Below are 25,273 nucleotides of genomic sequence, written 5' to 3'. Positions count from 1 at the left end.
GGCCGAAACGGTCAGACCGCTTCCCACACCGTGGCGATGCCCTGACCGCCGCCGATGCACATGGTGGCAAGACCCATCTTGCCGCCGCTGCGCTGCAGTTCATAGGCGAGCTTGGTCACCAGCATCGCGCCGGTCGCGCCGATGGGGTGGCCCAGCGAAATGCCCGAACCGTTGGGGTTCACCTTGGCCGGGTCGAGACCCAGCTGCTTCGACACGGCGCAGGCCTGCGCGGCGAAAGCCTCGTTCGATTCGATGACGTCGAGATCGTCCTTGGAAATGCCCGCCTTCTTGAGCGCGTTTTCCGATGCCGGGACCGGGCCGATGCCCATATAGGCCGGGTCCACGCCTGCATGGCCATACGAAACAAGGCGTGCCAGCGGCTTCAGCCCGTGTTCCTTGACCGCGGCTTCGCTGGCAAGGACGGTCGCGGCCGCGCCATCGTTGATGCCCGATGCGTTGCCGGCCGTGACGGTGCCGCCATCCTTCTTGAATGCGGGGCGCAGGCCAGCAAGCTTTTCGGCGGTAGTGCCGGCCTTCACATGCTCGTCCGTGTCGAAGCTGACCATGTCGCGCTTCACCTTGACCTCGATCGGAACAATCTGGTCCTTGAAATAGCCCGCCTCGATCGCGGCGGCGGCACGGCGCTGGCTTTCGGCGGCGAAAGCATCCTGGTCCTCACGCGTGACCTGGTACTTCTCGGCCACGTTCTCTGCCGTGATGCCCATGTGATAGCGATGGAACGGGTCCTGCAGCGCGCCCAGCATGCCGTCGGCGATCACGCCGTCACCCAGCTTCAGGCCAAAGCGCGTGTTCATCGCGAAATAGGGCGCGCGGCTCATGACTTCGGCGCCGCCGCCGATGCAGATGTTGTGATCGCCCAGCATGATGTGCTGCGCCGCCGACACGATCGCCTGCATGCCCGAACCGCACAGGCGGTTGAGCGTGAGCGAAGGGGCGGCGACCGGGATGCCGGCCTCTACCGCCGCGATGCGCGAGACATAGGCATCGCGCGGTTCGCACGGGACGACATTGCCGATGACCGTATGCTCGACCAGCTCGGGCGAAATGCCGGCACGCTCCAGTGCGGCCTTGATCGTGAGGGAGCAAAGCTCGCCCGGCTTCTCGTTCGCGAGCGAGCCGCCGAAGGTGCCGATCGCGGTGCGAGCCGCGGAAACGAGATAGACGTCGGTCATGGATGCATCCTCTTGACTTGTGGCGGGCCCGCGATGGCCTGCCCTATGGGTACGTTGACGAAGGTCGCAGTAGTTGGTTGTGGGTTAGCAGATCAACTGTGACAGTCCAGAGGTGCATCGCGATCGATAATTTCGCTAGCCCGACCTTCATCCTATGCATGGCCCGTCTCGTGGCGGATGCGGTCATGCAGCCGCGCCTGTGACTACGGGGCTTGCCTGCCCGCCCGTGGTGATGGCAAGGCGGCGCGTCCGGGGCGCCAGCCGCCCGCAGATGATGAAAGCTTTGACTGCCCATGGCCGAGAAAATCACCACTGCGTCTCCCGCCCCGCGCGACCATGACGTCATCATCGTAGGATCGGGTGCGGCAGGCCTGTCGGCGGCGCTGGTATTGGCAGAGCGGCTCAAGGTGCTGGTGCTGGCCAAGGGCACGCTGCAATCGGGATCGACCGCATGGGCGCAAGGCGGCATCGCCGCCGTGCTGGACGAGGGCGACACGTTCGAGGACCATATCCGCGACACGATGATCGCGGGCGCAGGGCTGAACCGGCAGGAGACCGTGGAATTCGTGATCGAGCGTGCACCCGCCTCGATCCAGCGGCTGATCGACCTTGGCGTGCCTTTCAACCGCGAGCATGAGGATGAGGACAGCGATGGCCAAAAGGAAACAGCAGGGCGCGATCTGCATCTGACGCGTGAAGGCGGGCATTCGCATCGCCGCATCGTCCATGTGAACGACGCCACCGGCTGGGCGGTGCAGGCCGCTTTGCTGAAGGCCGCCGAAGAGAATCCAAACATCACCCTGCTGCCGGGGCGGGCGTGCATCGACCTCGTCACCGGACGGCATGAGGAGAAATATTCAGGATCGGGCCGGGTCTGGGGTGTTTATGCCGTGAATCAGGAAACGGGCGCGGTCGAAACCCATATCGCGCGCGCCACGGTGATGGCGGCAGGCGGGGCGGGGCGCGTCTACCAGTTCTCCACCGCGCCGCGCGGCGCGACCGGCGACGGCATCGCCATGGCATGGCGGGCAGGGGCGCGCACCTCCAACATGGAGATGATGCAGTTCCACCCGACCTGCCTCTATAACCTGGAGGTCAAGAATTTCCTGATTACCGAGGCCGTGCGCGGCGAGGGCGGGCGGCTGATCAATCCGCGCACCGGCGCGCGCTTCATGGAAAGCTATGATCCCGAAAGGCTGGAGTTGGCCCCGCGCGACATCGTCGCCCGCGCCATCGATTCAGAGATCAAGCGTTTCGGCCTCGACTACGTCCATCTCGACATCAGCCACATGCCAGCAGAGTTCGTGAGGGAGCATTTCCCCACGATCCATGAAAAGCTGCTCGGCCTGGGCATCGACATGACGACTGGGCCGATCCCGGTCGTGCCCGCCCAGCATTACACCTGTGGCGGCATCCTCATCGGTCTCGATGCGCGCACCGATCTGCCGGGCCTGTGGGCGGCGGGCGAATGCACCGAGAGCGGCCTGCATGGCGCGAACCGGCTTGCGTCAAACTCGCTGCTGGAATGTTTCGTTTTCGGCGATGCCGCCGCGCGCGACATCCTCGCCTGCTGGGACGATCTCGACGCTCCGCCGCCGATCCGCGAATGGGACGCCAGCCGCGTGACCGAGGCGGACGAGGAAGTCGTCATCAAGCAGAACTGGACCGAGATCCGCCGCTTCATGTGGAACTATGTCGGCATCGTGCGCACGACGAAACGGCTGGAGCGCGCCGCGCACCGCATCGCGCTCTTGGGGCAGGAGATCGAGGATTACTACGGCTCCTTCCGCGTCTCGACCGATCTGATCGAGCTGAGAAATCTGCATCAATGTGCGCAATTGATCGTGATGTCGGCACTGAAACGGCACGAAAGCCGCGGTCTGCACTTCACTTTGGACTATCCCGAAACGCTGGAAATCGCACGCGATACGGTGCTCGTGCCCTAGGGCGGCCGAGGTTAAGCCAGCGGTTGGAAAGGCTTAACCTTTCTGCGCTAGATCAAATGATGGAATTTGCGCATTTCGGCGCGGCGCGGTGGTTGCGAAAAGCTTAACCGCGTTCGCAGTCATGTCGTCAACCGTGATCGGTGACGCTTTCTTGTATTCGTATCAGGCACTTTCGGGATCAGGTCGCCGAAAGGAATACGTGCCAGCCATGCGCTTTTACAACGCCACCCGCTTCATCTTCCCGCGCCATTACGGCGTCAGGATATTCGCGACCTGCTTCCTTGCGGTGCATATCCCGCTCATCACCTATGGCGGGATGGCGGCGATCCGGGCGGAGATCGACTGGGGCATCGCGATCGCGCTGCTTGCCGCAACCGTCGCGGGCAGCATCTTCGGTATCGCGGCGCTGGCGGGGCTGCTGATGCCGCTGCGCATCGCAACGCTGCGGCTTCAGCAATTGCAGCAGGGGCAAAAGGTCGCGAACGTGCCGACCGGGGGGGCCGACATGGCGGGCGAACTCCTATCTTCGGTGGCGCTGGCAGTCGATGCGACGGTGTCGCAGCTCGACCGGCTGCGCGAGGCGGCACTGACCGATACGCTGACCGGCCTTCGCAATCGCCGCGGGTTCGAGGCTTCGGTCGATCAGGCGCTGATAGGCGGACGTTCGGGTACGCTGGCGCTATTGGATGGCGACAGGTTCAAGCAGGTCAACGACCGTCTGGGCCATGCCGAAGGCGACAAGGTGCTGCGCGGCTTTGCCCGGCGCATCGCCGAATTCCTGCGCGCGACCGATATATCGGGCCGCTGGGGCGGCGATGAATTCGTGGTGTTCTTCCCCGGCCTTGATGCAGGCGAGGCGAGCCGCGTGATCGAACGAATCCGCGACGCGCTGATCGAGAGGCCCGATGCCGTGATCGACGGCAATCCCGTTACCTTCACCTATGGGCTTGCCCCGCTGGAAAAGCGCGGGAAACAGGCACTGGAAACGGCAATGGATATCGCCGACACGCATCTCTACGCGGTCAAGGAAACGCGCGCCGCAGCCATTGTCGCAGCGGCCTGATCCCCTAGGTCAGCAGAACGCGCCCCAGGAAGATCAGCGCCATCGCGCCCAGGATCGAGGCGAGGCAGCCCGCGCGGCTGAACTCGCGGCTGCCGCGGCTGGTGATCAGCCCTGCCGCCAGCGAACCGCCGATGCCAAGCAGGATCGTCGCGATCCACCCCATGTCGACATCGCCGGGATAGAACCAGCGGGCGAGAGCGCCGATGATGAGCCCGCCGAGAATCGCGCCGATGATGTTGAGCATGTGGCCTTTGTCCCCTGTTGCCGGATGATGCCTGATTCGTGATCGGCCATGCCATGGGGCAGGGGCCGAAGACTCGTATTTACCCTTATGAAACCCCATATTGGGGGCCGCGAAAGATGCGCAACGAAGTGGTGGAAAAGTTTTTTTAACGCCCCGCCGCCTCTTGCAACGCTCTTGTGCGGCGAGCCGCGCGGGCAGCGCAGTGTTGCATGTGGACTTCGGTGGAAAACTTGCGCTTGAACGGCAAAGCCTTTGAGGCACTATCCCTAGCGGTTGGCGCGACAGACCGACCGCAAGACCTTGTGGCAGGGCATTGCCCCGCGATTGCCGCGAAACCGGGCCGAAAGGGCGATTTCGCAGTGGTCATACAAGGAAATGCGGGCCGAAAACGGCATGGATCCGGCGCGCTGGACGGGGGCTGCAGATCGATTTGGCGATGTCTCACCACGGGTGATGCGGGCCGGATCTGCGCCTTCGGCAAATTGAGTTTTCCGGTGCCCGGGCGGGCCCGGACAGGATCGGTAACCGGCGAATTGGCGCCATGGGCGGACAGTGGGGCGAACGATGGATTTCAGGAACGGTGAAGCAGGTCATGATGGTGAGGTTCAGGTGACGAGCAGCGACGTGGATACCCCCACTGCGGAAAAGCCTTCGGTCGAGCAGGCAGCCGGCGAAGCCATGGCCAATGCCATGAAGGCCGCCGCGACCCCTGCGAAGAAGCTCTCGTCCAAGGACGTGGCCGAGCGCCGCTTCACGATTAAAACCGACGACAGCCGCGATGCCAAGCTGACCGAGTTCGGTAAGGAAACGCTGAACGATCGCTATTTGCTGCCGAACGAGACCTATCAGGATCTCTTCGCCCGCGTGGCCGACGCCTATGCGGACGATCAGGAGCATGCGCAGCGCCTGTACGACTATATTTCGAAGCTCTGGTTCATGCCCGCCACTCCCGTGTTGTCGAACGGCGGCACCGGGCGCGGTCTGCCGATCTCGTGCTATCTCAATAGCGTCGAGGACAGCCTGAATGGCATCGTCGACACCTGGAACGAGAACGTCTGGCTGGCATCGCGCGGCGGCGGCATCGGCACCTATTGGGGCAATGTGCGCGGCATCGGGGAGCCGGTCGGCCTGAACGGCAAGACCAGCGGCATCATTCCCTTCGTCCGCGTCATGGATTCGCTGACGCTGGCGATTTCGCAGGGTTCGCTGCGCCGCGGTTCGGCTGCCTGCTATATCGACGTACATCACCCCGAGATCGAGGAATTCCTCGAAATCCGCACCACCACGGGCGACTTCAACCGTAAGGCGCTCAACCTGCACCACGGCGTGCTGCTCACCGACGAGTTCATGGAAGCGGTGCGCGACGGGGCGGACTTCGACCTCAAGAGCCCCAAGGACGGTTCGGTCCGCTCGACCGTCAACGCCCGCGCCCTGTTCCAGAAGCTGGTCGAGGTACGCCTGCGCACGGGTGAGCCTTACTTCGTGTTCTCCGACACGGTGAACCGCATGATGCCCAAGCATCACCGCGATCTGGGCCTCAAGGTCTCGACCTCGAACCTGTGCTCGGAAATCACCCTGCCGACGGGCCGCGACCACCTTGGCAATGATCGCACCGCGGTCTGCTGCCTGTCCTCGGTCAATCTTGAGACCTGGGACGAGTGGAAGGGCGACAAGAATTTCATCGAGGACGTCATGCGCTTCCTCGACAATGTCCTGCAGGACTATATCGACCGCGCGCCGGACGAGATGGCGCGCGCCAAATATGCCGCCTCGCGTGAGCGCAGCGTCGGCATGGGCGTGATGGGCTTCCACTCCTACCTGCAGTCGCGCGGCATCGGTTTCGAAAGCGCGATGGCCAAGGCCATCAACCTGCAGATGTTCAAGCACATCAACGCCAAGGCGAACGAAGCATCGATGATGCTCGCCAAGGAGCGCGGCCCGTGCCCCGACGCCGAGGACATGGGCGTGATGGAGCGTTTCAGCTGCAAGATGGCGATCGCGCCGACCGCGTCGATCTCGATCATCTGCGGCGGCACCAGCGCCTGCATCGAGCCGATCCCGGCGAACATCTACACCCACAAGACGCTGTCGGGTTCGTTCGTCGTCAAGAACCCGCATCTGCAGAAGATGCTGGCCGAAAAGTCGAAGGATTCGACCAATGTCTGGAACTCGATCCTCGAACATGGCGGTTCGGTCCAGCACCTCGACTTCCTGACGCCCGAAGAAAAGGCGACTTTCAAGACCAGCTTCGAGATCGACCAGCGCTGGCTGCTCGAATTCGCGGCGGATCGCACGCCCTTCATCGACCAGGCGCAGAGCCTCAACCTCTTCATCCCGGCCGATGTCGACAAGTGGGACCTCCTCATGCTGCACTTCCGCGCGTGGGAGATGGGCATCAAGTCGCTCTATTACCTGCGCTCAAAATCGGTGCAGCGCGCCGGTTTCGCTGGCGGCGTGGAAGCGGACAACACCCGCGAGGCGACGAAGTTCGAGCTGAATTCGGGCGATTCCACCGATTACGAGGAATGCCTCGCCTGCCAGTAAAACGGGCTCGCCCCGACCGGCACGCCACAGGAAACAAGGGGCGCGGGAGGCAGATCGTCTCCCGCGCCCTTTGTCTTGCGCCTCACAGGCTGCCCATGATCCGCCTATGGCCGATGACCGAATTGAGAAGACAAAAGTACCGCCTGCTAAGCCGCTGATTTGCATGGATGCGGGCGCTATGTCGCGTAGGGCCGAACCATGCTAGGCTGCGCGCAGCGGGTCGCTCGTGGAGAGGGAGATCATCCCATGCCCCGGCCGTTCGTCATGATCTATGCCGCCATCTGCTATGCGGCGTTTTTCGCCCTGTTTCTGTTGTTCCTCGGCTTTGTCGGCAATTTCCCGATGCTGCCCTTTACCGTTGATCGCGGCCCGATCGCGCATATCGGCGTGGCGCTGGCGACCGATGTCGGGCTGATCGGCCTGTTCGGGATCCAGCATTCGCTGATGGCGCGCAAAAGCTTCAAGGCGGCATGGACGCGCATCATCCCGCCCGAGATGGAGCGCAGCACCTATGTGCTGTCATCCTCTCTGGTGCTGCTGGTGCTGATGCTGCTGTGGCGGCCGGTCCCGGCCTATGTGTGGCACGTGGAAATGCCGGTACTGGTGGCGGGATTGCAGGCTTTGTTCGCGCTGGGCTGGCTGCTGGTCCTGTTCAGCACGTTTCTCATCAACCATTTCGAATTGTTCGGCCTGCACCAGGCCTGGGCGCACTGGCGCGGGAAAGAAATGCCGCATCCGAAACTGCGCCAGCCGCTTTTGTACAAGATCGTGCGGCACCCGCTCTATCTCGGCTTCTTCATCGCCATCTGGGCCACGCCTTACATGAGCGTGGGGCATCTCGTCCTCGCCGCCGGGCTGTCGAGCTATATGCTGGTCGCAATCCCGATGGAGGAGCGCGATCTCGTCGATGTGTTCGGCAAGGACTACGAAGATTACCGGAACCGCGTCGGCATGATCACCCCGCGTCTGTGGGGCAAGGGATAGGGGCTACCCTCCCTTTGAAGGCGTTCAGACGCGACAAGGCCCCGGCGCCTGTTAAGACAGGTGCCGGGGCCCTATCGTTACCGCATGGCAGGAGATTCCCTGCCTGCGGAACGGTTCGAAAATGCGTCAGACGCCCTGCGGAATCCGCACGCCTTCCTTCAGATAGACGCGGTTGTCGTCGATCTTCTCGACATCGTCGAGGTTGAGGAAATGGTGCATCCCATCTTCCGAATCCGAACGGGTCAGCTTGATGCGGTTGTCTTCCACATCGTCGACGGTGCCGACATGCTGGCCGCGTGCGTCTGCAACTTCCATATGTTCCTTGATACGAAGCTTCTCAAACATAGATAACCTTTCCGGGCCTTTATAATAACCCATTGATTTGACGTTCGATTATACAACGGTCCGGCCCCTTGCCCGTTCCTCGACCCATCGCGTGGGCGCAACGTTTCGCCTAGACGCGCGATACAGCTTGCGACAAAGCGCGGCTTGTTTGGCCGCCGGGCCTGAGTGAGGGCGGTGGCATCGGTTCTGGATTGGAATTATTCACATGCGCAAATGGCACCGCTGGATTTCTGTCTTCTTCGGCATCTTCATGCTCTGGATCGCGGCGACGGGCTTTCTCAGCCAGGTCGCGGTGCTCTGGCCGGCAGGAGAGGTCACGCCCGAGGCCGCCGCCGCCGCCACCCCGCCCGAAGGGTTCACCTGCCCCGATGGCTGGCGCTGCCTGCCGCCGCGCGCGGATGCGACCGGTATTCGCGGCATGGTCGGCACGTTCCACCACCTGCATTCGGGCGAGACTTTCGGCCCCATAGGCACCGCCATTTCGGTGCTGTCGGGCCTTGCGCTCGTCTTCTTCTCGATTTCGGGCATCTGGCTCTATGTCCAGATGTGGGCGAACCGGTCGAAGCGCAGCCTCAAACCGCGCTGGTTCTGGAAGTAGGGGTTCTGGAAATAGGGGCTCTGGAGATAGGCCGCATATAAAAGCCCCCCTCCCGGTCGTTGCCGAAAGGGGGGCAGGTCCATGGCTCCGAACCGCCAGAAGAGCCATGCACTGTCTCTGCATGAGATATCGGCCCTGTGTCTTGTTTCAGCCTCGCCGGACCGAGCGGCCGGGCTGATGATCTGTCAGTGGCGCTCGTCGCGCTTCTTGTCCTTTGCGGGCCTCTTGGCCGCGTTCCTCTCTCCATTCCGTGCCCATCCGCCGTGGGCCATGTCGGAACGCGGTCCGGTGACCGCGATGCCGAGATAGCCGCCAGCGCACCAGCCCTTGGGCTGAGGCAACCGGCCTTCACGCGATGTGACATTCCCATGGGTCGCGGCCTTTTCTTCGGCCTGTGACGGGGTCATGTTGTCCATCGCGGTTTCTCCTTTGCCCGGTTTGGGTGTGCCGCCCGGCGCGAAGGGGAAAGCACGACCGGGCGGACTTGTAAGGATAACGGCGCAAACGCCCCTCCCGTTCCGTCCAAAACGCCCGATTTCTGCCACATTCGCAGGGTTTTACGACGAGCGGCGAGTCGGGCGCGACGAATGGTAAATACCATGGGGCAGGGCGTGACTTTTTTGCCGCGATCGGGGCGGGCGCGGGGCCATGCAAACCGCCATGCCGGGCTTTCCCACAGGCTGCTCCGGCGTCCTCTCGCCTGCTTAGCCGGGGGCGGGCGCGGCTTTGCGCGGCTTTTCGTCCCAACTGTTGATAACGATTTTTTCACGCCATCACCGGGGCGCATGGCACCGCATTTGCTGCTAGATATTGTGGCTTCGGAGCGGGGGCGTTCCCATATCTGGCACAGGCCCTTTCGGGGGCCGCACCGATGACCACGCCCGAACCCGCGCCAAAATGCACTCTAACGAAGGACCATAGCCCCATGTCGCTGCTTGAAGCCCGCAAGACCTACAAGCCGTTCGAATATCCGTGGGCCTATGACTTCTGGAAGCGCCAGCAGCAGCTGCACTGGCTGCCCGAAGAGGTGCCGCTGGGCGAGGATTGCCGCGACTGGGCGCAGAAGCTGTCCGACCACGAACGCAACCTGCTGACGCAGATTTTCCGCTTCTTCACCCAGGCCGATGTCGAGGTGCAGGATTGCTACCACGAGAAATACGGCCGCGTGTTCAAGCCTACGGAAGTGAAGATGATGCTCACCGCCTTCTCCAACATGGAGACGGTGCATATCGCGGCTTACTCGCACCTGCTCGACACCATCGGCATGCCCGAAAGCGAATATGGCATGTTCCTCGAATATGCCGAGCTGAAGGACAAGCACGACTATCTGCAGACCTTCGGCGTCGACAGCGATGAGGATATCGCCCGCACGCTCGCCATGTTCGGCGGCTTCACCGAGGGGCTGCAGCTGTTCGGCAGCTTTGCCATGCTGATGAACTTCCCGCGCTTCAACAAGATGAAGGGCATGGGCCAGATCGTCGCATGGTCGGTGCGCGACGAAACCCTGCACTGCGAAGGCATCATGCGCCTGTTCCACGCGTTCTGCGCCGAGCGTGGCTGCCTGACCAAATCGGTCAAGGAAGACATCATCGACCAGTGCCAGACCACGGTGCGGCTGGAAGATGCGTTCATCGACCTTGCGTTCGAAATGGGCCCGGTGCCGGGCATGAGCGCCAAGGAGATCAAGAAATACATCCGCTATATCGCGGACTGGCGTCTGGGCCAGCTGGGCCTGCAGCCCGTTTATCTGCAGGAAGAGCACCCGCTCCCCTGGCTCTCGCCGCTGCTGAACGGCGTGGAGCACGCCAATTTCTTCGAAACCCGCGCCACCGAATATTCCAAGGGCGCCACACGCGGCGACTGGAACACCGTCTGGTCCAACTTCGACAACCGCCGCAAGGCCGCCAAGGGCGACAGTGCCAACGACGTGGTCGAGAGCGACGGTCCGGGCCTGTTCGGGGATACTGAAGCGGCGGAGTGATAGGTGTGAATTAAGTCGGCACACCAATTGCTTGATTTATTTGAGCGGCTATCAAATTTAGATGGCCGCTCAATATATCATTTACTGCGATGAGTCAGATTCCAAGGGGAGGTTTTACTCGCATTTTTATGGCGGTGCATTGATTGAAGCCTCCAAGCAGCAAGCACTTCATGCTGAATTGCAGGAGGTCAAGGATCGGTTGGGTATTCGCGAGAAAGAAATAAAATGGCAGAGGATTACGCAGCCTTATGCTGACAAGTACATCGAGTTTGTAAATGCTATTTTTGACATCGTGAAAAGAGGTGATATTAAGTTCCGGATTATGTTTACTCAAAACCGGCATGTTCGTTTTTTAGACGAATATCAGGTCGATAATGAGTACTTCCTGCTATATTACCAATTCATCAAGCACGCTTTCGGTTTGGAATATGCTGGCGATAAAGATGGTGCATCGATCAACGTTTTACTTGATGATATACCGCATAATCGTGAGAAGTTCGACCAGTTTAAAGAGTATTTAGCTTCCCTTTCGACGAACCCACGGTGGCGCCGTGCGGGCGTGAATATACCGTATGAAGCCATCGCAGACGTTGATTCAAAACGCCACAACGTTCTTCAGGCATTAGATGTAGTGCTTGGCGGAATTCAATCGCGGCTTAATGAGAAGCATACTCGTCCGATTCCACCCGCAAAACGACGCGCGAAAAGAGCCGTGGCAAAGGAAAGGGTCTATAAAGCAATTAAGGACCGGATCTTCGAACTGTATCCCCATTTTAACGTCGGGATAAGTACGGGCGAGAAAAATGGGAGTCGCGACAGGTTCGATGGCCCATATCGCCATTGGCTCTTCATCCCTAATGGCTCGATCAAGGACGAGACTAGGACGAAAAAAGCTGCCGGATTGAGAAAGTGACCCCACGCAGCCCTACTACGGGCCTTTCGCAGAGCGAGAGGCTTCGAGTGCGCAGGGTCGTCTTAATTATAGTAGAAAAATATGTTTTCAACACCCCTTGGCATTAAAATTGTGATCTCGTTTATATCAACTTTCCTACACCCCCACGCCCTGCCATAGCCGACGCTGGCTCCTTCCCATCGTCAGCCCCTCGTCAGCGCATGAGGGCAAAACCCGGCCCCGGCGCACGCGCGCGAAAGGGTCGGGCTTGCGCCGCAAAGACGCGCCCCGCAGCGCCCCCAAAATCATCTGCAAATTTTTCCCTTTGGGCGCCATGTGTCACCCAAACCCCGCAAACCCCGGCATTCCTGCGGGATACAGCCGGGTGACGCCCGTTGTAGGACATGTCACTTATGTCACCCTGCCCCCAGGGGAAGGGTAACGCCTGTCCGGCCAGTGTAACCCTGACCAGCGGGTGTCACCTTAAGCGCGCCTCAATCCGAAATCGGAAAATCCGGGATCGGCTTCAGCCGCTCGAACCCCTCGCTCAGCGGTTCGTGGCCAAGTTCGGGCCAGTCGATCGGCTCGGGCGGGACATATGTGTCAGGCAGCCGGTCGAGCAGATCGCGGATCAGCGTCAGCCGCCCGCGTTTCTGGTCGTTGAAATCCACCATCGTCCACGGCGCCCAGCCCGTATGCGTCTCAGCAAAAATCGCCTCCCGCGCCTTGGTATAGTCGGCATATTTCGACCGCGCCGCGACATCGGTGGACGATAATTTCCACCGCTTCAGCGGATCGTCGAGCCGCTCCCTGAACCGCTCTTCCTGATGCGCCTGATCGCAGCTCAGCCAATATTTGAAGAGACGGATGCCATCGTCGACCAGCATCTTTTCGAACACCGGCACGGCGCGGAAAAACGCCGCGACCTCTTCCTTGCTCGCCCAGCCCATGACCCGTTCGACGCCGGCGCGATTATACCAGCTGCGGTCGAACAATGTGATGTCGCCCGCGGTCGGCAGATATTGGATATAGCGCTGGAAATACCACTGCCCCTGCTGCTCGTCCGAAGGCTTGGGCAGCGCCGCCACCCGGCATTGCCGCGGGTCGAGGCAATTGTGAATCGCCTTGATCGCGCCGCCCTTGCCGGCGGTATCGCGCCCTTCGAAGAGCACCACGATCCGCTCCCCCTTCGCCCGCGCCCAGCGCGCCATGCCGACCAGCTCAAGACACAGATCGTCGAGAGCGGATTCGTATTCCTTCTTCTTGATGGCCATCAGACCGCCGTTTCGATTTCGGCGATCTCGGCCACCGGCTCCCCGTCGCAGGCGATCATCACTGCGCGATATTCAGGCAATGCCGGCTTTATCTCCATGCGCACATCGACCCAGCCGCCCGCCGCATCCGGCGCAGGGCTAAGCGACAAAGTGGCGCGCTGCCCCGGCGGCATCATCCGGTCCGTCGGCCCCGCGACCAGCACCGCCGCCGCGCCATCGGGCACCAGCGCCTGTCCGGTCACGATCAGCGTCGGCGTCGAACCCGGCCCCGGCATGGCATTGATGAACGCGTTCCAGCCGCGCGTTTCCGCCGGGCACACCGGCAGCGGCACGCCGGCTTCGGCCATGCCGTCATCCATGGTGCATCCCGCCAGCATGGGCATCGTAAGAGCCGCAAAGAGGAAACCGCGCATATCTGCTCCTGTCGCCAAGCCCGCGGGTGGTGCGGGCAGGGCAGAGCCTAGGCATTTGAGGACCAGCCTCAAGCCCACAAATGCTGTCAGGAAATGGAAGGGAGAAGTTTGCCGGATGGGCTCCGCCGCTTAGGGGGAGGGGGACTGCGAGCGGTCCCATCCGGCTTCTTGGGATCAGGGCGGCGGGATCGCCATCCGTCCGCCACTGGTCGATACGGGATATGGGCGCGATGCCGATGCCCGCATAGGGCGCGAGCGCCGAAACGAGTGCTTTTCTGGCCCGGTTGAGAGCGTTCATTTGGCGTTTATCGCGCGTTTATCCGGGGTTCATTTTGAAAGGAGGTTTCAGGAGTTGAATGGGGCGGTTCCGACGTATTGTCGCGCCATGGCACTTGCGATTCGCATCGCTTTCACGCAAGGCCCGCCTCACTATGAGCACCACTGACACGATCGCGACCACCGCAGAGCAGCTGCAGGCTGCCGCCGCCAATTCCAAGGCCTGGCCTTTTCAGGAAGCGCAGCGCCTTGCGAAACGCTTTCCCGGCGGCAAGCGCAACGCTGCGGGCGAGCTGGTGCCGGTGTTCTTTGAAACCGGCTATGGCCCCAGTGGCCTGCCGCATATCGGCACGTTTCAGGAAGTGCTGCGCACGACTTTCGTGCGCCGCGCCTATGAGGTCCTGACCGGCGGCCACCCGACGCGGCTCGTCGCGTTCAGCGATGACATGGACGGCCTGCGCAAGGTGCCCGACAATGTGCCCAATGGCGATGTGCTGGCGGCGCATCTGGGTCATCCGCTGAGCCGCATTCCCGATCCCTTCAACGCCGGGTTCGACAGTTTCGCGGCGCATAATAATGCGAAGCTGCGTGCGTTTCTGGATCGTTTCGGGTTCGACTATGAATTCGTCTCTGCGTCGGAGCGGTATAATTCGGGCGCCTTCGACGAGGGGCTACGCAAGGTTTTGCGCGGGTTTGAAGCGATCCAGGCTGTGATGCTGCCGACGCTGCGGGAAGAGCGCCGCGCGACCTATTCCCCGGTGCTGCCCGTCAGCCCGAAGAGCGGCATCGTGCTGCAGGTCCCGATCGAGGTCGTGGACGCCGAGGCCGGCATCATCCGTTTCGAGGATGAGGGCGAGGTGATCGAACACTGCATCTTTGGCGGCAAGGCCAAGCTGCAGTGGAAGGTCGACTGGGCGATGCGCTGGGCGGAACTTGGCGTCGATTACGAAATGTGCGGCAAGGACCTGACCGACAGTGTCACCCAGTCGGGCAAGATCGTGAAAATTTTGGGCGCTCGGAAGCCTGAGGGCATGATCTACGAGCTATTCCTCGACGCGAATGGCGAGAAGATTTCAAAGTCCAAGGGCAATGGCCTGACGATCGAGGAATGGCTGGAATACGGCACCGAGGAAAGCCTCGGCCATTATCTTTACGCCAATCCCAAGAGCGCCAAGCAGCTGCACGTGGGCGTGATCCCGCGCGCGGTCGACGAATATTGGCAGTTCCGCGAAAAGCTGCCCGCGCAGCCGGTGGAGCAGCAACTGGGCAATCCGGCGTGGCACTTGCTGGGCGCAAATGGCGGGCATGATACGGAAACGGGTTTGCCTGACGGTTCGGGCGACAGCCTGCCGGTGACCTTCGGCCTGCTCTTGAACCTTGTCGGGGTGCTGGGGGCAAAGGCGACGCGCGATCAGGTCTGGGCCTATCTCGCCAATTATGTCGAGGATGCGCAGGCGGAGAACTATCCCGAGCTTGACGCGCTGGTGACGGCAGCGCTCGCCTATAACGAGGCATTCGTCGCGCCCACCCTGTCGCGCCGCGCGCCAGAGGCGAACGAGGCCGAGGCGCTGAAGGCGCTGGATGCCGATCTTGCCGGATTTGCCGAGGATACGCCTGCCGAGGACATGCAGACCGCCGTTTATGAAATCGGCAAGCGCGAGGAGTTCGGCTTCGGCAATCTGCGCGACTGGTTCCGGGCATTGTACGAAACGCTGCTTGGGTCCAGCCAAGGGCCGCGCATGGGCAGCTTCATCGCGCTCTACGGTGTTGCCAATACGCGCCGCCTGATCGCAGAGGCGCTGGAGCGCGCCTGATGCGCGCTGGCATCTCGGGCGAACCGCCAAGCGCGGCAGAGCTCGAGACGCTGGCGCTGGACGCGCTCGCCCGGCTGCCGGATGCGTTCAAGCCGCATGTGGAGGGCGTGGTCGTGCAGATTGCCGACTTCGCCGAGCGCGAGGTGCTGGACGAGCTGGGCATCACCGATCCTTGGGAATTGTCGGGGCTTTATCATGGCCGCCCGATGGATCAGCAATCGGTATGGGATACAGGCGACATGCCGCCCATCGTTACGCTGTTCCGCATGCCGCTATTGGCCGAATGGGTGGAGACGGGCGGCAGGCTGGATGCGTTGATCTTCCATGTGGTGGTGCATGAGATCGGGCATCATTTCGGCCTGTCGGATGATGACATGCACGCACTGGAAGACAGCGCAGACGATTAGTGCCCCGGCCTAATACCAGCGCCTTCCGCGATACCAGCGGGTGATGATGTATTTCGTGCCCTTCTTGACCGGCGTGCCCGCATGCAGCGTGTTCATGTTGGGCCGACCGTCCGCGTTGGCGTTCGACCACATGATCAACGTGCCGGCCTGCGGCGGGACCGAAATATTGGCTTTCGGGAAATCGGTGTTTCCGCCTTCCTCGACATCGTTGAGATAGACCATCAACGTCCACGCCCGCTGCCCGCCTGCGGCGACTTCCGGAGTCCAGTATGACTGGGTGGTGTCGAACCAGTCGTGATGGGCGCGGAACTGCTGGCCCACCTGGTATCGCTGGCCCTGCATGGTCTCGCCGAACTCCTCTTCCACGCCCAGCAGATCGTCCATACGGCGGTGCAGGCTGCGCACGAACGGGTTATGCGCGTCGAGGTCGCCCGAATAGCTGGTGCGCGCCTCGCGCCCTTCGGTGGCGTAGAAAACCGGGGAGGGGCGGGCGACGGCGTCGATCATCGTCATCAGCTTCTGGCATTCATCGGGCGAGAAGAATTCCGGGATGCCGAAGAGCTGCAGCTTGTCGTCGTCGACCAGCGGCTGAACCGTGTCATCAGCGCGCAGCCGTTCCAGCGTGGCGGCGTTCATCACCATCAACTGCTTGCGATTTTCCTCATCGATCTTTGAGGTGTTGGCCATGGCTGGGAATCCTGAAATGCCGCTTAAGTTGGCCCCGCTCTAAAACAGGGAGGCGGGCGCGATCAACCGCGCGGACAATCGGATACACGCCCCGCCTGCCCCAAAAGCAATCTGCCCCAAAAGCAAAAGGCCCCCGCCTTGCGGCAGGGGCCTCGCTTCTGTCAGGCCCAACCCGTGATCCTTACAGGAGAGGGCGGGGCTGCGACCCTTGGACCTTACCAGAAGAAGTCGTAAATCACGTCGACCACTTCGCCGTTGTAGATGTCTACCAGCAGCACGTCGTCGTAATAGCGGACCCAGCGATAGGGGCCGTAGACTTCGGGCAGGCGATAGCGCCACGGATCATTGATCCAGTACCGCGAGCTATAGAACAGCGACCCCAGCGAGAAGCCGATGCTCAGGCGGCGATAGCGATAGTCGCGATAGGGCGTGTAATAGCGGCCCACGCGATAGATGCTGCGATTGCGCGCCCGATAATTGTGCCAGTTGTAGCGGTTCGACTGGCGCCAGTCCCGGTTCCACCGGCGATAATCGCGGCGCTGGTCACGCCAGCGGCTGTCGGAATAGCGGCGGTCGTTATTGCGCCAGCGGTCATTGTCGCGGCGCTGGTCACGCCAGTTGCGATCACGGTCGCGGCGGTCACGATCCCGGTCGCGGCTGGTATAGCTCCGGTTGCGATCATTGTCCGCATAGGTGCGATTGCGCGTCTGGCCCCGGTCACGATCATTGCGGTCGCGGCTCCAGGTGCGGTTGTCGCGGTCGTTGCGATCGTTGCGGCGCTCCGAACGCTGTGCCTGGCGCACATCGCGGCGTTCTTCTTGCGCCCGGCGCATCGCCTGGCCAAGATCGCGTCGCTCGTTGCGCACTTCGCGCTGCGCCCGGCGCACGTCGCGGCGTTCCTGCTGCACACGGTCCTGCTGGATACGGCGGGGCGCGTCACGGCGCTGCGAACGCTGGCCGCGCGCCTCGTCGTTGCGGCCTGCGCCGCGGCGGATCCGCTCTTCAGGTGCAAGCGAGGCAATCGTATTGCTGGCGCCGATGGCCGAATTGGCCGCCGCGCGCTGCGACTGGATGGTTTCTGAGGCCTGTGCGATGGGCGCTCCGGCAAGCATGGTCGTTGCCAGGGCGAGTCCCGTGAGCCTCTTCAATGTATTGACCCTGATCATAAGTGTCTCTCCTCAAGGGCGCGGACTCGCTCCCGTACTTGTCGCGCGCCGCATGTCCTGATTGCATCCCTAAACGTAACCGACTGTCGCATATCTGAACCGGGCCGCAGGGATTCGTTCATATTCAGGCTATTCTGGATTAACCTGATGGGCGGATGGCAGAGAACCCACCCGGATGTGCCCGCCAATCGGGATCGGCGCTGGACGACTCACCTAGGCGGCAATAGGGGAGGGGCATGATCTCCCTTCGGCCTTCGGGCCGCCTCCTGCCCGACCACGTCAATGAACTGCTCGTCAGCCGGCGCGAGTGGGGGCGCCGCATCGCGACGCTCGTTTCCGCGGTGCTGGTCGGTATTGTCGCGATCTTCTTCGCGCAGGCGGGCGACATGGCGCATGCGCTGTTCCAACGGGTGCGCGCAATTGATCCGCTGATCCCGCTGGTAATGACGCCATTGATTTTCGTTGCCATCGCGGCCGCGCAGATGCGCTTTGCACCAGAGGCGGCCGGATCGGGCATCCCGCAGGTCATCGCCGCCAGCCGCCAGCCGCGCGGACGCGTGTCGCGCCGGCTCGTCTCGCTGCGCGCCGCCATTGCCAAGATATTCTTCACGCTGGCGGCGCTGGCCGGTGGCGGCACGGTGGGCCGCGAGGGGCCGACGGTGCAGCTGGGCGCGGCGATCATGGTCGCGGTCCACCGCCTGCTGCGTGTGCCGATGACGCCGGGCGTCCTGATCGCGGGCGGCGCGGCGGGTGTGGCTGCGGCGTTCAACACGCCGCTTGCCGGTATCGCCTTCGCGATCGAGGAACTGGCCGTCGCCTATGAACAGCGCGTCGCGGTCCTCGTTATGGGCGCGGTGATGATCGCGGGTCTGACCGCGCAGGGCATTGCGGGCAATTACGTCTATTTCGGCGAGATGGAGGCGGGCGGTCTCTCTATCGTGACCATCGTCGTCGCAGCGCCGCTGCTTGGCATTGCGGGCGGCATTCTTGGCGGATTGTTCTCACGCTGGATGCTGGCACTGCGCGGGCCGGACGGGCGCTTTGCCAAGCTATTGGGCAAGCGCCCGCTTGTCACCGCGCTAGTGTGCGGCATAGTCGTCGCCCTGCTCGGCCTTGTCAGCGGGGGCATGACATCGGGCACGGGGTACGAGCCGACACGCGTCATGCTGGAAGGCGGCGGCGGCGAATGGTGGTATGGGCCTGCGAAATTCGCGGCGACACTCGCCACCAGCGCCAGCGGCATCGCGGGCGGCATCTTTGCGCCTTCGCTGGCAGTGGGCGCGGGCTTCGGCCAGCTGATGACAGGCTTCTTCCCGACCGAACAGGCCGGCATGATCGTCCTGCTGGGCATGGCGGGTTATTTCACCGGCGTGGTGCGCGCTCCGCTGACGGGCGTGATCATCCTGTCTGAAGCGACGGGAAGCAGCCATGCGATCCTGCCGCTGTTCGCCACCGCGCTGATCGGTGACTGGGCCGGTTCGATGGTCTGCCGCAAGCGCCTCTATCACGAGCTGGCCAAGAGCTTCCTGCCCAGGACCGGCTTTTCGAAAGCCGAGGGCACCGCGCAAAAAGGCCAGCGCCGGGCGAGTTCGTCGATTTCGTGATCTAGCGCCGGGTGAAGCTGGTGAAGCCTTCCGGCTCTGCCGCTTCGCTTTCGATCCGCTCCACGCGTGCGCGGGGCGGGCCATCGTGCATGGCGGCGATCATCGCGTCGATGGCGGCGCTGTCGCCTTCCAGATGCGCCTCAACCGTTCCGTCCGCCCGGTTTCGGACCCAGCCGGTCAGGCCGTGGCCGCGCGCGGTGCTGACGGTCCAGTCGCGGTAGAAGACGCCTTGGACTTTGCCGTGGATGATGAGGTGAGTGGCGGGCATAGGGCTGGTTTGGGATAGGTCCTGAATGTTTGGGTCGGACTACTCGGTGCTTCTCGTCATCGCGTCATAAATCGCGGCTGCGGGAATGCCAGCGCCAAGCGCGAAATCAATCAAGTAATCTGCACCATAGCCGTCAGTGATTTCGCTGTTAGTAATAAAGCCCGCGAATAGCCGTCGGCGACTGGCGGCATCCCCCACCTCGTTAAAGTCCCAAGCCTTTGCAGCCAATCGATTGAAATCGGCAGGATTTCGGCCAGTAGCATCCCAATCAACGATTTCCATCTCTTCGGAGTTTATATCGAGATGCCCAATGAGTTGCCGAAGCACGGACCTGAACTGCTCCACGCTAGCTGGTTTGGCATCATATAGATCAACTAATTGGTGACGGCGTTTATCATCCATTTCTCGCCTTTTAGATGAAGCTCCAACGTCCGCAACCGGTCGCAAGCCGCCATCGACTTGCGACCGTTCGCTCATATCAGCGGGTTAGCTTCTTGTACTGCAGCTTGGTCGGACGATCCGCAGCATCGCCCATACGGCGGCGCTTGTCTTCCTCGTAAGCTTCGAAGTTGCCTTCGAACCATTCGACGTGGCTGTTGCCTTCGAATGCAAGGATGTGGGTCGCCAGACGATCAAGGAAGAAGCGGTCGTGCGAGATGACCACGGCGCAACCGGCGAAATTCTCGATCGCGTCTTCCAGCGCCGCCAGCGTTTCGACGTCCAGATCGTTGGTCGGTTCGTCGAGCAGGAGGACGTTGCCACCCTCCTTCAGCATCTTGGCCATGTGGACGCGGTTGCGTTCACCGCCCGACAATTTGCCGACGTTCTTCTGCTGGTCCGCGCCCTTGAAGTTGAACGCGCCCACATAGGCACGCGTCGACATGTCGTGGCCGTTGACCTTCATGTAGTCGAGGCCATCCGACACTTCCTCCCAGACATTGTTCTTGTCGTTGAGGTGGTCGCGGCTCTGGTCCACGAAGCCCAGATGCACGGTCGAGCCGATCTCGACCGTCCCGCTGTCGGGCTCTTCCTTGCCGGTCAGGATCTTGAACAGCGTGGATTTACCTGCGCCGTTCGGACCGATCACGCCGACGATGCCGCCTGGCGGCAGGATGAAGGACAGGTCCTCGAACAATAGCTTATCGCCATAGGCCTTGGTGATGTTCTTGGCCTCGATGACCTTGCCGCCCAGACGTTCGGGCACCTGGATGACGATCTGCGCCTTGCCGGGCTTGCGATCCGACTGCGCGTCCTGCAGCTGCTCGAACTTGCGGATACGCGCCTTCGACTTGGTCTGGCGGGCAGCCGGGGTCTGGCGGATCCACTCCAGCTCTTCGCGCAGGGCCTTGGACCGGCCGCTTTCCTCACGCTCTTCCTGTGCAAGGCGCTTGGCCTTCTTTTCGAGATAGGTCGAGTAATTGCCCTCGTACGGGAAGTATTTTCCGCGGTCGAGTTCGAGGATCCAGCCCACCACATTGTCGAGGAAGTAGCGGTCGTGGGTGATCATCAGCACCGCGCCTGCATATTCCTTCAGGTGGTTTTCCAGCCATTCGACGGATTCGGCGTCAAGGTGGTTGGTCGGTTCGTCCAGCAGCAGGATCGAGGGCTTCTGGATCAGCAGGCGGGTGAGGGCCACGCGGCGCTTTTCACCGCCCGACAGATCGGTGACGGGCCAGTCGCCCGGAGGGCAGCGCAATGCCTCCATCGCGATTTCGAGCTGGTTGTCGAGAGTCCAGCCATCGACCGCGTCGATCTTGTCCTGCAGCTCCGCCATCTCGGCGCCCAGCGCGTCGAAGTCGGCGTCTTCCTCGGCCATTTCCATGCCGATCGCGTTGAAGCGTTCGACCATGTCAGCGGTCTCGCGCGCGCCATCCTTGACGTTTTCGAGGACGGTCTTGGTCGGGTCCAGCTCGGGCTCCTGCTCAAGATAGCCGACGGTGATGTTCTCACCGGCCCATGCCTCGCCCTGGAAATCCTTGTCGATGCCGGCCATGATCTTGATCAGAGTCGACTTACCCGCGCCATTGGGGCCGACGATGCCGATCTTCGCGCCCTGATAGAACTGCAGGTTGATATTGGACAGCACCGGCTTCTGCGCGCCGGGGAAAGTCTTCGTCATGTCTTTCATGACATATGCGTATTGGGCGGCCATCGGGCGTCCTTCGTCAGAAATTCGTGTTTTGCGGATTTGGGGCGGAGATAGGGATTTCACCGCCATACGGCAAGCGCCGAAGCGGCAGATGCGCTGACCTCGTTTTGACCTATCGACAGGCACGCAATGGCGCATTAGCAATCGCAGCATGAACCGCACCGCAACCGCGCTCGCCCTGCTGGCATCAGCAGCCGCTTCCACCCTTGCATCGACCGCCGCCGCGCAAACCGCGCCCGACGCGCTTATCGCCGCCGCTCGGGACGAGGCTCTGGAGGGTGACACCATCGCATGGGATTTCACCGAGGGCGTGACGACCGAAATCGGACCGCGCCTTGCCGGGACCAAGGCCGAGGCCCGGGCCCGCGAATGGGCGATGGCATGGCTAAAGGCGCAAGGGTTTTCGAACGTCCGGAACGAGCCTTACATGATGCGCACATGGGTCCGGGGCGAGGAAAAGGCCGCGATCACCGCGCCCTTCACCCAGCCGATGCACGTGACCGCGCTGGGCAATAGCGGATCGACCGGGGCGAAGGGCATGACCGGCGAGGTCGTCGTATTCCCCTCTTACGCCACGCTCGAGGCGATCCCTGATGGCAGCCTGAAGGGCAAGATCGCCTATATCTCGCACGGGATGAAGCCGACGCAGGACGGCTCGGGCTATGGGCTCGCGGGTCCGGCGCGCTGGACCGGTGCGTCGCTGGCGGAAAAGAAGGGCGCATCTGCCATCGTCATCAAATCGATCGGCACCGATCACCACCGCGTGCCCCATGCGGGCGGCACCATGTTCGAGGACGGGCAAACCCCGATCCCGGCAGGCGCGCTTTCGGTGCCGGACGCAGAAAACCTCGAACGCATGGCGACGCGCGCCGCCGCCCGGGGTGAACCGCTGATGCTGAACCTAATGCTGACGCCCAAGGTGCTGGGCCAGACCGAGAGCGGCAATGTGCTGGCCGAGATTCCGGGCAGCGATCCGGGTGCGGGCATCGTACTGCTTGCCTGCCATCTCGACAGCTGGGATCTGGGCACGGGTGCGATCGACGATGGCGCAGGCTGCGGGATCATCGCGGCAGCGGCGAAATATGTCGCGGCGATGGGGCAGCCCCGCCGCACGATCCGCCTGCTGTTTGCAGGTGCAGAAGAAGTCGGCGTGTTCGGCGGCGCGGCCTATGGCGAGGCGCACAAGGATGAAGAGCACGCGCTCGCCATGGAGAGCGATTTCGGGGCGGACCGTGTCTTCGCGTTCGAACAGACGCGGCTCGACCCGGCGCTGGCTGACCGGTTGGCGGAATTGCTGGCGCCGATGGGTGTCGTGCGCGGCACCGGTAGCGCTCATGGCGGCGCGGACACGGGCGCAATCAGCGAAGCGACCGATCCGGTGATCGTCGATCTTAAACAGGACGGCCTTAATTATTTCGACCTGCACCACACGGCGGATGATACGCTGGATAAGGTCGATCCCGCGCAGCTTCGGCAGAATGTCGCGGCGTGGACAGCCACGGTTGCGCTGCTGGCGAATGCGCCCGGTTCGATCGAGGCTGCGGAAACTCTCGAAGATTGAGGCCCGCAATGAAAAAGGGGCCGCCTCTGCATGGAGGCCACCCCTTTAATGAGCTTTGGATGATCAGCCCGCGGTAAAGACTCCGCAGGCAAGACGCGGACCTGCATCGCCGGAAGGCTGGCTCATGTAATCATCGGCATTGGCGTGGACGACGAATGCGGAGCCGTCTTCGTCCATCAGCCCGGCAAATGTGCCGTTCGAGGTCGCCTCGAGCGTGCCGGTGCCGTCTTCGGCGACGACGAGATTGGGCATGTCGCCGGCATGCGGATTGGGCGCTTCGCTTTCGGTGCCGTGGTTCACGTCCATCGGGTTCCAGTGACCGCCCGCGCTGGTGAAATCGGCGGCCGAGCAATCGCCCGTGGTGTGGATATGCGCGCCATGTTCGCCCGCAGGCATGCCGGTGACGTTGAGCGCAATCGCAAGGCCGTCGGCGGTTTCGGTTGCCGTGGCGGTGCCGACATCATTGCCGTCGGTATCCTTGAGCATCGCGGTTGCGGTCTGGGCGGGGGCTTCGGCAGGCTCGGCAGTCTCGGTCTCGGGCGTGGTGTCCGCCGGTTCTCCGCAGGCCGACAGGGCAAGCGCGCTTGCGGCGGCGAAAAGGGAAACGGTTTTCGGCGAAAGCTTCATCAGACGCTCCTTATGTGTGCCTTTTGCGTGGTCGCATCATGCGACCTGTCGTTCGGCTATCTGTGGCCAACCCCGCTTGCATGCGGATCAAGGGGGCTGCTGGCAAGAGGGGCATACCCCTTGGTACCGGGAACGCGGAGGACCGGCATAATGTTTCCCGAGTTTTACAGCTGAGACAGTTTGCGACATTGCGCCCCTTGTTACTGCGAAGGGCTTGCAATAGTGGAGCGCCATGCGTCTTCCTGTGGATCCCAACCTCATCCAGCTTCTTGCCGTACTTCTAAGGGAGTGCAGCGTCAGTGCCGCCGCCGACGCGCTGGGCATCAGCCAGCCCAGCGCCAGCCGCGGCCTTGCCCGCCTGCGCGATGCGCTCGACGACCAGTTGCTGGTCCGATCGGGTGGCGGCATGGTTCGCACGCGGCGCGGTGACGAGCTGGTCGAGAGGCTGGGCGAATGGATGGCGCTGACTTCAACGCTTTTGGCCAGCGATGATTTCAATCCCGGCGAGTTACAGCGACGTTTTCGGATCGCCACCACCGATTTCGGCGCGATGGCGGTGATCAAGCCCGCGTTAGTCGATCTGATCGCGCAGGCACCCGGCATCGCGATCGACATCCTGCCGTTCACGCGCAATTCCCAGCGCATGCTGGCAAGCGGAGATCTCGATCTCGTGATCTCCGGGCTGCCGCATGACGGGACGCAACTGCATTCCGCGCAGCTCTTCCTCGACCGCTTTGCCTGCGTCGTTCCCCCTGGCCATGCCCTTGCCGAAGAGTCGGATCGGCCGCTGACGCTCGACGAGTTTCTTTCCTGCAAGCATCTTAGCCTGACGGTTACCGACTCTGAAATCGACCGCATCATCGACTTGCTGGGAAACCGCCGAGCGGAACGCAAGGTAGCGTTGAGCACTCCCTATTTCGCGCTTGCGCCCATGTTCGCGCGGGAGGGCAATCTGCTGTTTACCGTGCCGCTGCGCGCGGCCACCACGTTCTGCGCCGATGGCTCTCTGGTCAGCCGCACGGCGCCTGTCGAACTGGGCGAGCTCGACTATCGCCTGTTATGGCACGAACGCAGCGATCGCGATCCCGCATCGCAATGGCTGCGCGACCGGCTGGCTGCCGCCTGCGTCTAAGCAGCCCTCGCGTGTTGGCCATTGCGGGTCTGTCATTGCGGATCGGTCATTTCGTGGGTGGCGCCTGACGGCTATTCGGGCGAGGCCCGCTTCCCAATCTTTCCA

24 protein-coding genes are annotated in these 25,273 nt (G+C 62.4%); 12 read left to right on the top strand and 12 right to left on the bottom strand.

All coding sequences use genetic code 11. The annotated features are described in order from the left end of the window. Positions 1-11: 11 nt before the first annotated feature. Complete coding sequence (locus A9D13_RS00415; protein ID WP_066768538.1) at positions 12-1,193, bottom strand: acetyl-CoA C-acyltransferase family protein; 1,182 nt, start codon at positions 1,191-1,193, stop codon at positions 12-14. Positions 1,194-1,486: 293 nt separating this feature from the next. Between A9D13_RS00415 and nadB the strand changes: the two genes are divergently transcribed. Beyond that, complete coding sequence (gene nadB / locus A9D13_RS00405) at positions 1,487-3,139, top strand: L-aspartate oxidase (protein ID WP_066768534.1); 1,653 nt, start codon at positions 1,487-1,489, stop codon at positions 3,137-3,139. Between the two features lie 208 nt (positions 3,140-3,347). Beyond that, on the top strand, positions 3,348-4,202 hold the full coding sequence (locus A9D13_RS00400; protein ID WP_066768532.1) for a GGDEF domain-containing protein: 855 nt from the start codon (positions 3,348-3,350) through the stop codon (positions 4,200-4,202). A gap of 4 nt (positions 4,203-4,206) precedes the next feature. Here A9D13_RS00400 and A9D13_RS00395 read toward each other — a convergent pair whose 3' ends face one another. Further along, positions 4,207-4,446, bottom strand: a complete 240-nt coding sequence (locus tag A9D13_RS00395) for a GlsB/YeaQ/YmgE family stress response membrane protein (RefSeq protein ID WP_066768528.1) — start codon at positions 4,444-4,446, stop codon at positions 4,207-4,209. A 564-nt stretch (positions 4,447-5,010) separates the two neighbouring features. On the opposite strand from A9D13_RS00395, the gene A9D13_RS00390 reads away from it, so the two are divergent. Both A9D13_RS00390 and mddA read left to right on the top strand, forming a co-directional pair. Then, positions 5,011-6,990 (top strand): ribonucleoside-diphosphate reductase subunit alpha, encoded by a 1,980-nt coding sequence (locus tag A9D13_RS00390; RefSeq protein WP_066768523.1) that lies wholly within the window; start codon positions 5,011-5,013, stop codon positions 6,988-6,990. A 246-nt stretch (positions 6,991-7,236) separates the two neighbouring features. After that, positions 7,237-7,974 carry a methanethiol S-methyltransferase gene (gene mddA, locus A9D13_RS00385; RefSeq protein WP_066768522.1) on the top strand — a complete coding sequence of 246 codons (738 nt, stop codon included), beginning with the start codon at positions 7,237-7,239 and terminating at the stop codon, positions 7,972-7,974. 126 nt (positions 7,975-8,100) lie between these two features. On the opposite strand, the gene A9D13_RS00380 is transcribed toward mddA, so the two are convergent. Further along, a complete protein-coding gene (locus A9D13_RS00380) occupies positions 8,101-8,319 on the bottom strand; it encodes a DUF2171 domain-containing protein (RefSeq protein ID WP_066768520.1) in 219 nt (72 codons plus the stop codon). 190 nt (positions 8,320-8,509) lie between these two features. Between A9D13_RS00380 and A9D13_RS00375 the strand changes: the two genes are divergently transcribed. Continuing rightward, positions 8,510-8,917, top strand: a complete 408-nt coding sequence (locus A9D13_RS00375; RefSeq protein WP_308420409.1) for a PepSY domain-containing protein — start codon at positions 8,510-8,512, stop codon at positions 8,915-8,917. A gap of 185 nt (positions 8,918-9,102) precedes the next feature. On the opposite strand, the gene A9D13_RS00370 is transcribed toward A9D13_RS00375, so the two are convergent. After that, the gene (locus A9D13_RS00370) at positions 9,103-9,333 is read right to left on the bottom strand and encodes a hypothetical protein (protein ID WP_066768505.1); all 231 of its coding nucleotides are present in this window, start codon (positions 9,331-9,333) and stop codon (positions 9,103-9,105) included. A 509-nt stretch (positions 9,334-9,842) separates the two neighbouring features. Between A9D13_RS00370 and A9D13_RS00365 the strand changes: the two genes are divergently transcribed. Both A9D13_RS00365 and A9D13_RS00360 read left to right on the top strand, forming a co-directional pair. Beyond that, complete coding sequence (locus A9D13_RS00365) at positions 9,843-10,898, top strand: ribonucleotide-diphosphate reductase subunit beta (protein WP_066768504.1); 1,056 nt, start codon at positions 9,843-9,845, stop codon at positions 10,896-10,898. 61 nt (positions 10,899-10,959) lie between these two features. After that, positions 10,960-11,811 (top strand): DUF3800 domain-containing protein, encoded by an 852-nt coding sequence (locus A9D13_RS00360; RefSeq protein WP_066768503.1) that lies wholly within the window; start codon positions 10,960-10,962, stop codon positions 11,809-11,811. A gap of 473 nt (positions 11,812-12,284) precedes the next feature. Here A9D13_RS00360 and ppk2 read toward each other — a convergent pair whose 3' ends face one another. Next, a complete protein-coding gene (ppk2, locus tag A9D13_RS00350; RefSeq protein ID WP_066768492.1) occupies positions 12,285-13,064 on the bottom strand; it encodes a polyphosphate kinase 2 in 780 nt (259 codons plus the stop codon). Further along, positions 13,064-13,477 carry a hypothetical protein gene (locus A9D13_RS00345; protein ID WP_082922000.1) on the bottom strand — a complete coding sequence of 138 codons (414 nt, stop codon included), beginning with the start codon at positions 13,475-13,477 and terminating at the stop codon, positions 13,064-13,066. Before A9D13_RS00345 ends, ppk2 begins: the two co-directional genes overlap by 1 nt. Positions 13,478-13,908: 431 nt before the next feature. On the opposite strand from A9D13_RS00345, the gene A9D13_RS00340 reads away from it, so the two are divergent. Both A9D13_RS00340 and A9D13_RS00335 read left to right on the top strand, forming a co-directional pair. Next, a complete protein-coding gene (locus A9D13_RS00340; RefSeq protein WP_066768489.1) occupies positions 13,909-15,567 on the top strand; it encodes a lysine--tRNA ligase in 1,659 nt (552 codons plus the stop codon). Then, positions 15,567-15,974 carry a metallopeptidase family protein gene (locus A9D13_RS00335; RefSeq protein ID WP_066768486.1) on the top strand — a complete coding sequence of 136 codons (408 nt, stop codon included), beginning with the start codon at positions 15,567-15,569 and terminating at the stop codon, positions 15,972-15,974. The genes A9D13_RS00340 and A9D13_RS00335 overlap by 1 nt, the downstream gene beginning before the upstream one ends. Before the next feature lie 9 nt (positions 15,975-15,983). On the opposite strand, the gene A9D13_RS00330 is transcribed toward A9D13_RS00335, so the two are convergent. Both A9D13_RS00330 and A9D13_RS00325 read right to left on the bottom strand, forming a co-directional pair. Further along, on the bottom strand, positions 15,984-16,661 hold the full coding sequence (locus A9D13_RS00330) for a prolyl hydroxylase family protein (RefSeq protein WP_066768484.1): 678 nt from the start codon (positions 16,659-16,661) through the stop codon (positions 15,984-15,986). 215 nt (positions 16,662-16,876) lie between these two features. Then, on the bottom strand, positions 16,877-17,827 hold the full coding sequence (locus A9D13_RS00325; protein ID WP_066768482.1) for an RcnB family protein: 951 nt from the start codon (positions 17,825-17,827) through the stop codon (positions 16,877-16,879). A 236-nt stretch (positions 17,828-18,063) separates the two neighbouring features. Here A9D13_RS00325 and A9D13_RS00320 point away from each other — a divergent pair, with 236 nt between their 5' ends. Then, positions 18,064-19,431, top strand: a complete 1,368-nt coding sequence (locus A9D13_RS00320; protein WP_066768479.1) for a chloride channel protein — start codon at positions 18,064-18,066, stop codon at positions 19,429-19,431. 1 nt (position 19,432) lies between these two features. Here the strand turns inward: A9D13_RS00320 and A9D13_RS00315 are convergent, their stop codons facing one another. The 3 genes from A9D13_RS00315 to ettA all read right to left on the bottom strand — a co-directional run bounded on the left by A9D13_RS00315 (position 19,433) and on the right by ettA (position 21,851). Then, the gene (locus tag A9D13_RS00315) at positions 19,433-19,699 is read right to left on the bottom strand and encodes an acylphosphatase (protein ID WP_066768476.1); all 267 of its coding nucleotides are present in this window, start codon (positions 19,697-19,699) and stop codon (positions 19,433-19,435) included. Between the two features lie 39 nt (positions 19,700-19,738). Then, positions 19,739-20,101 carry a hypothetical protein gene (locus A9D13_RS00310; protein WP_156521841.1) on the bottom strand — a complete coding sequence of 121 codons (363 nt, stop codon included), beginning with the start codon at positions 20,099-20,101 and terminating at the stop codon, positions 19,739-19,741. 76 nt (positions 20,102-20,177) lie between these two features. Further along, a complete protein-coding gene (gene ettA, locus A9D13_RS00305) occupies positions 20,178-21,851 on the bottom strand; it encodes an energy-dependent translational throttle protein EttA (RefSeq protein WP_066768470.1) in 1,674 nt (557 codons plus the stop codon). Between the two features lie 148 nt (positions 21,852-21,999). On the opposite strand from ettA, the gene A9D13_RS00300 reads away from it, so the two are divergent. Next, on the top strand, positions 22,000-23,409 hold the full coding sequence (locus tag A9D13_RS00300; protein WP_066768468.1) for a M28 family peptidase: 1,410 nt from the start codon (positions 22,000-22,002) through the stop codon (positions 23,407-23,409). Between the two features lie 63 nt (positions 23,410-23,472). Here A9D13_RS00300 and A9D13_RS00295 read toward each other — a convergent pair whose 3' ends face one another. Continuing rightward, entirely contained in the window at positions 23,473-24,036 is a 564-nt protein-coding gene (locus tag A9D13_RS00295; protein ID WP_066768465.1) for a superoxide dismutase family protein, read from the bottom strand. Positions 24,037-24,268: 232 nt separating this feature from the next. On the opposite strand from A9D13_RS00295, the gene A9D13_RS00290 reads away from it, so the two are divergent. Then, positions 24,269-25,168 (top strand): LysR family transcriptional regulator, encoded by a 900-nt coding sequence (locus A9D13_RS00290; protein WP_066768458.1) that lies wholly within the window; start codon positions 24,269-24,271, stop codon positions 25,166-25,168. Positions 25,169-25,273 lie beyond the last annotated feature (105 nt).

Origin of the sequence: Croceicoccus mobilis (assembly GCF_001661965.1) — a bacterium.
Lineage (GTDB): Bacteria > Pseudomonadota > Alphaproteobacteria > Sphingomonadales > Sphingomonadaceae > Croceicoccus > Croceicoccus mobilis.
Note: the sequence above shows the minus strand (reverse complement) of the source record. Positions and strands in the feature narration are given on the sequence as shown.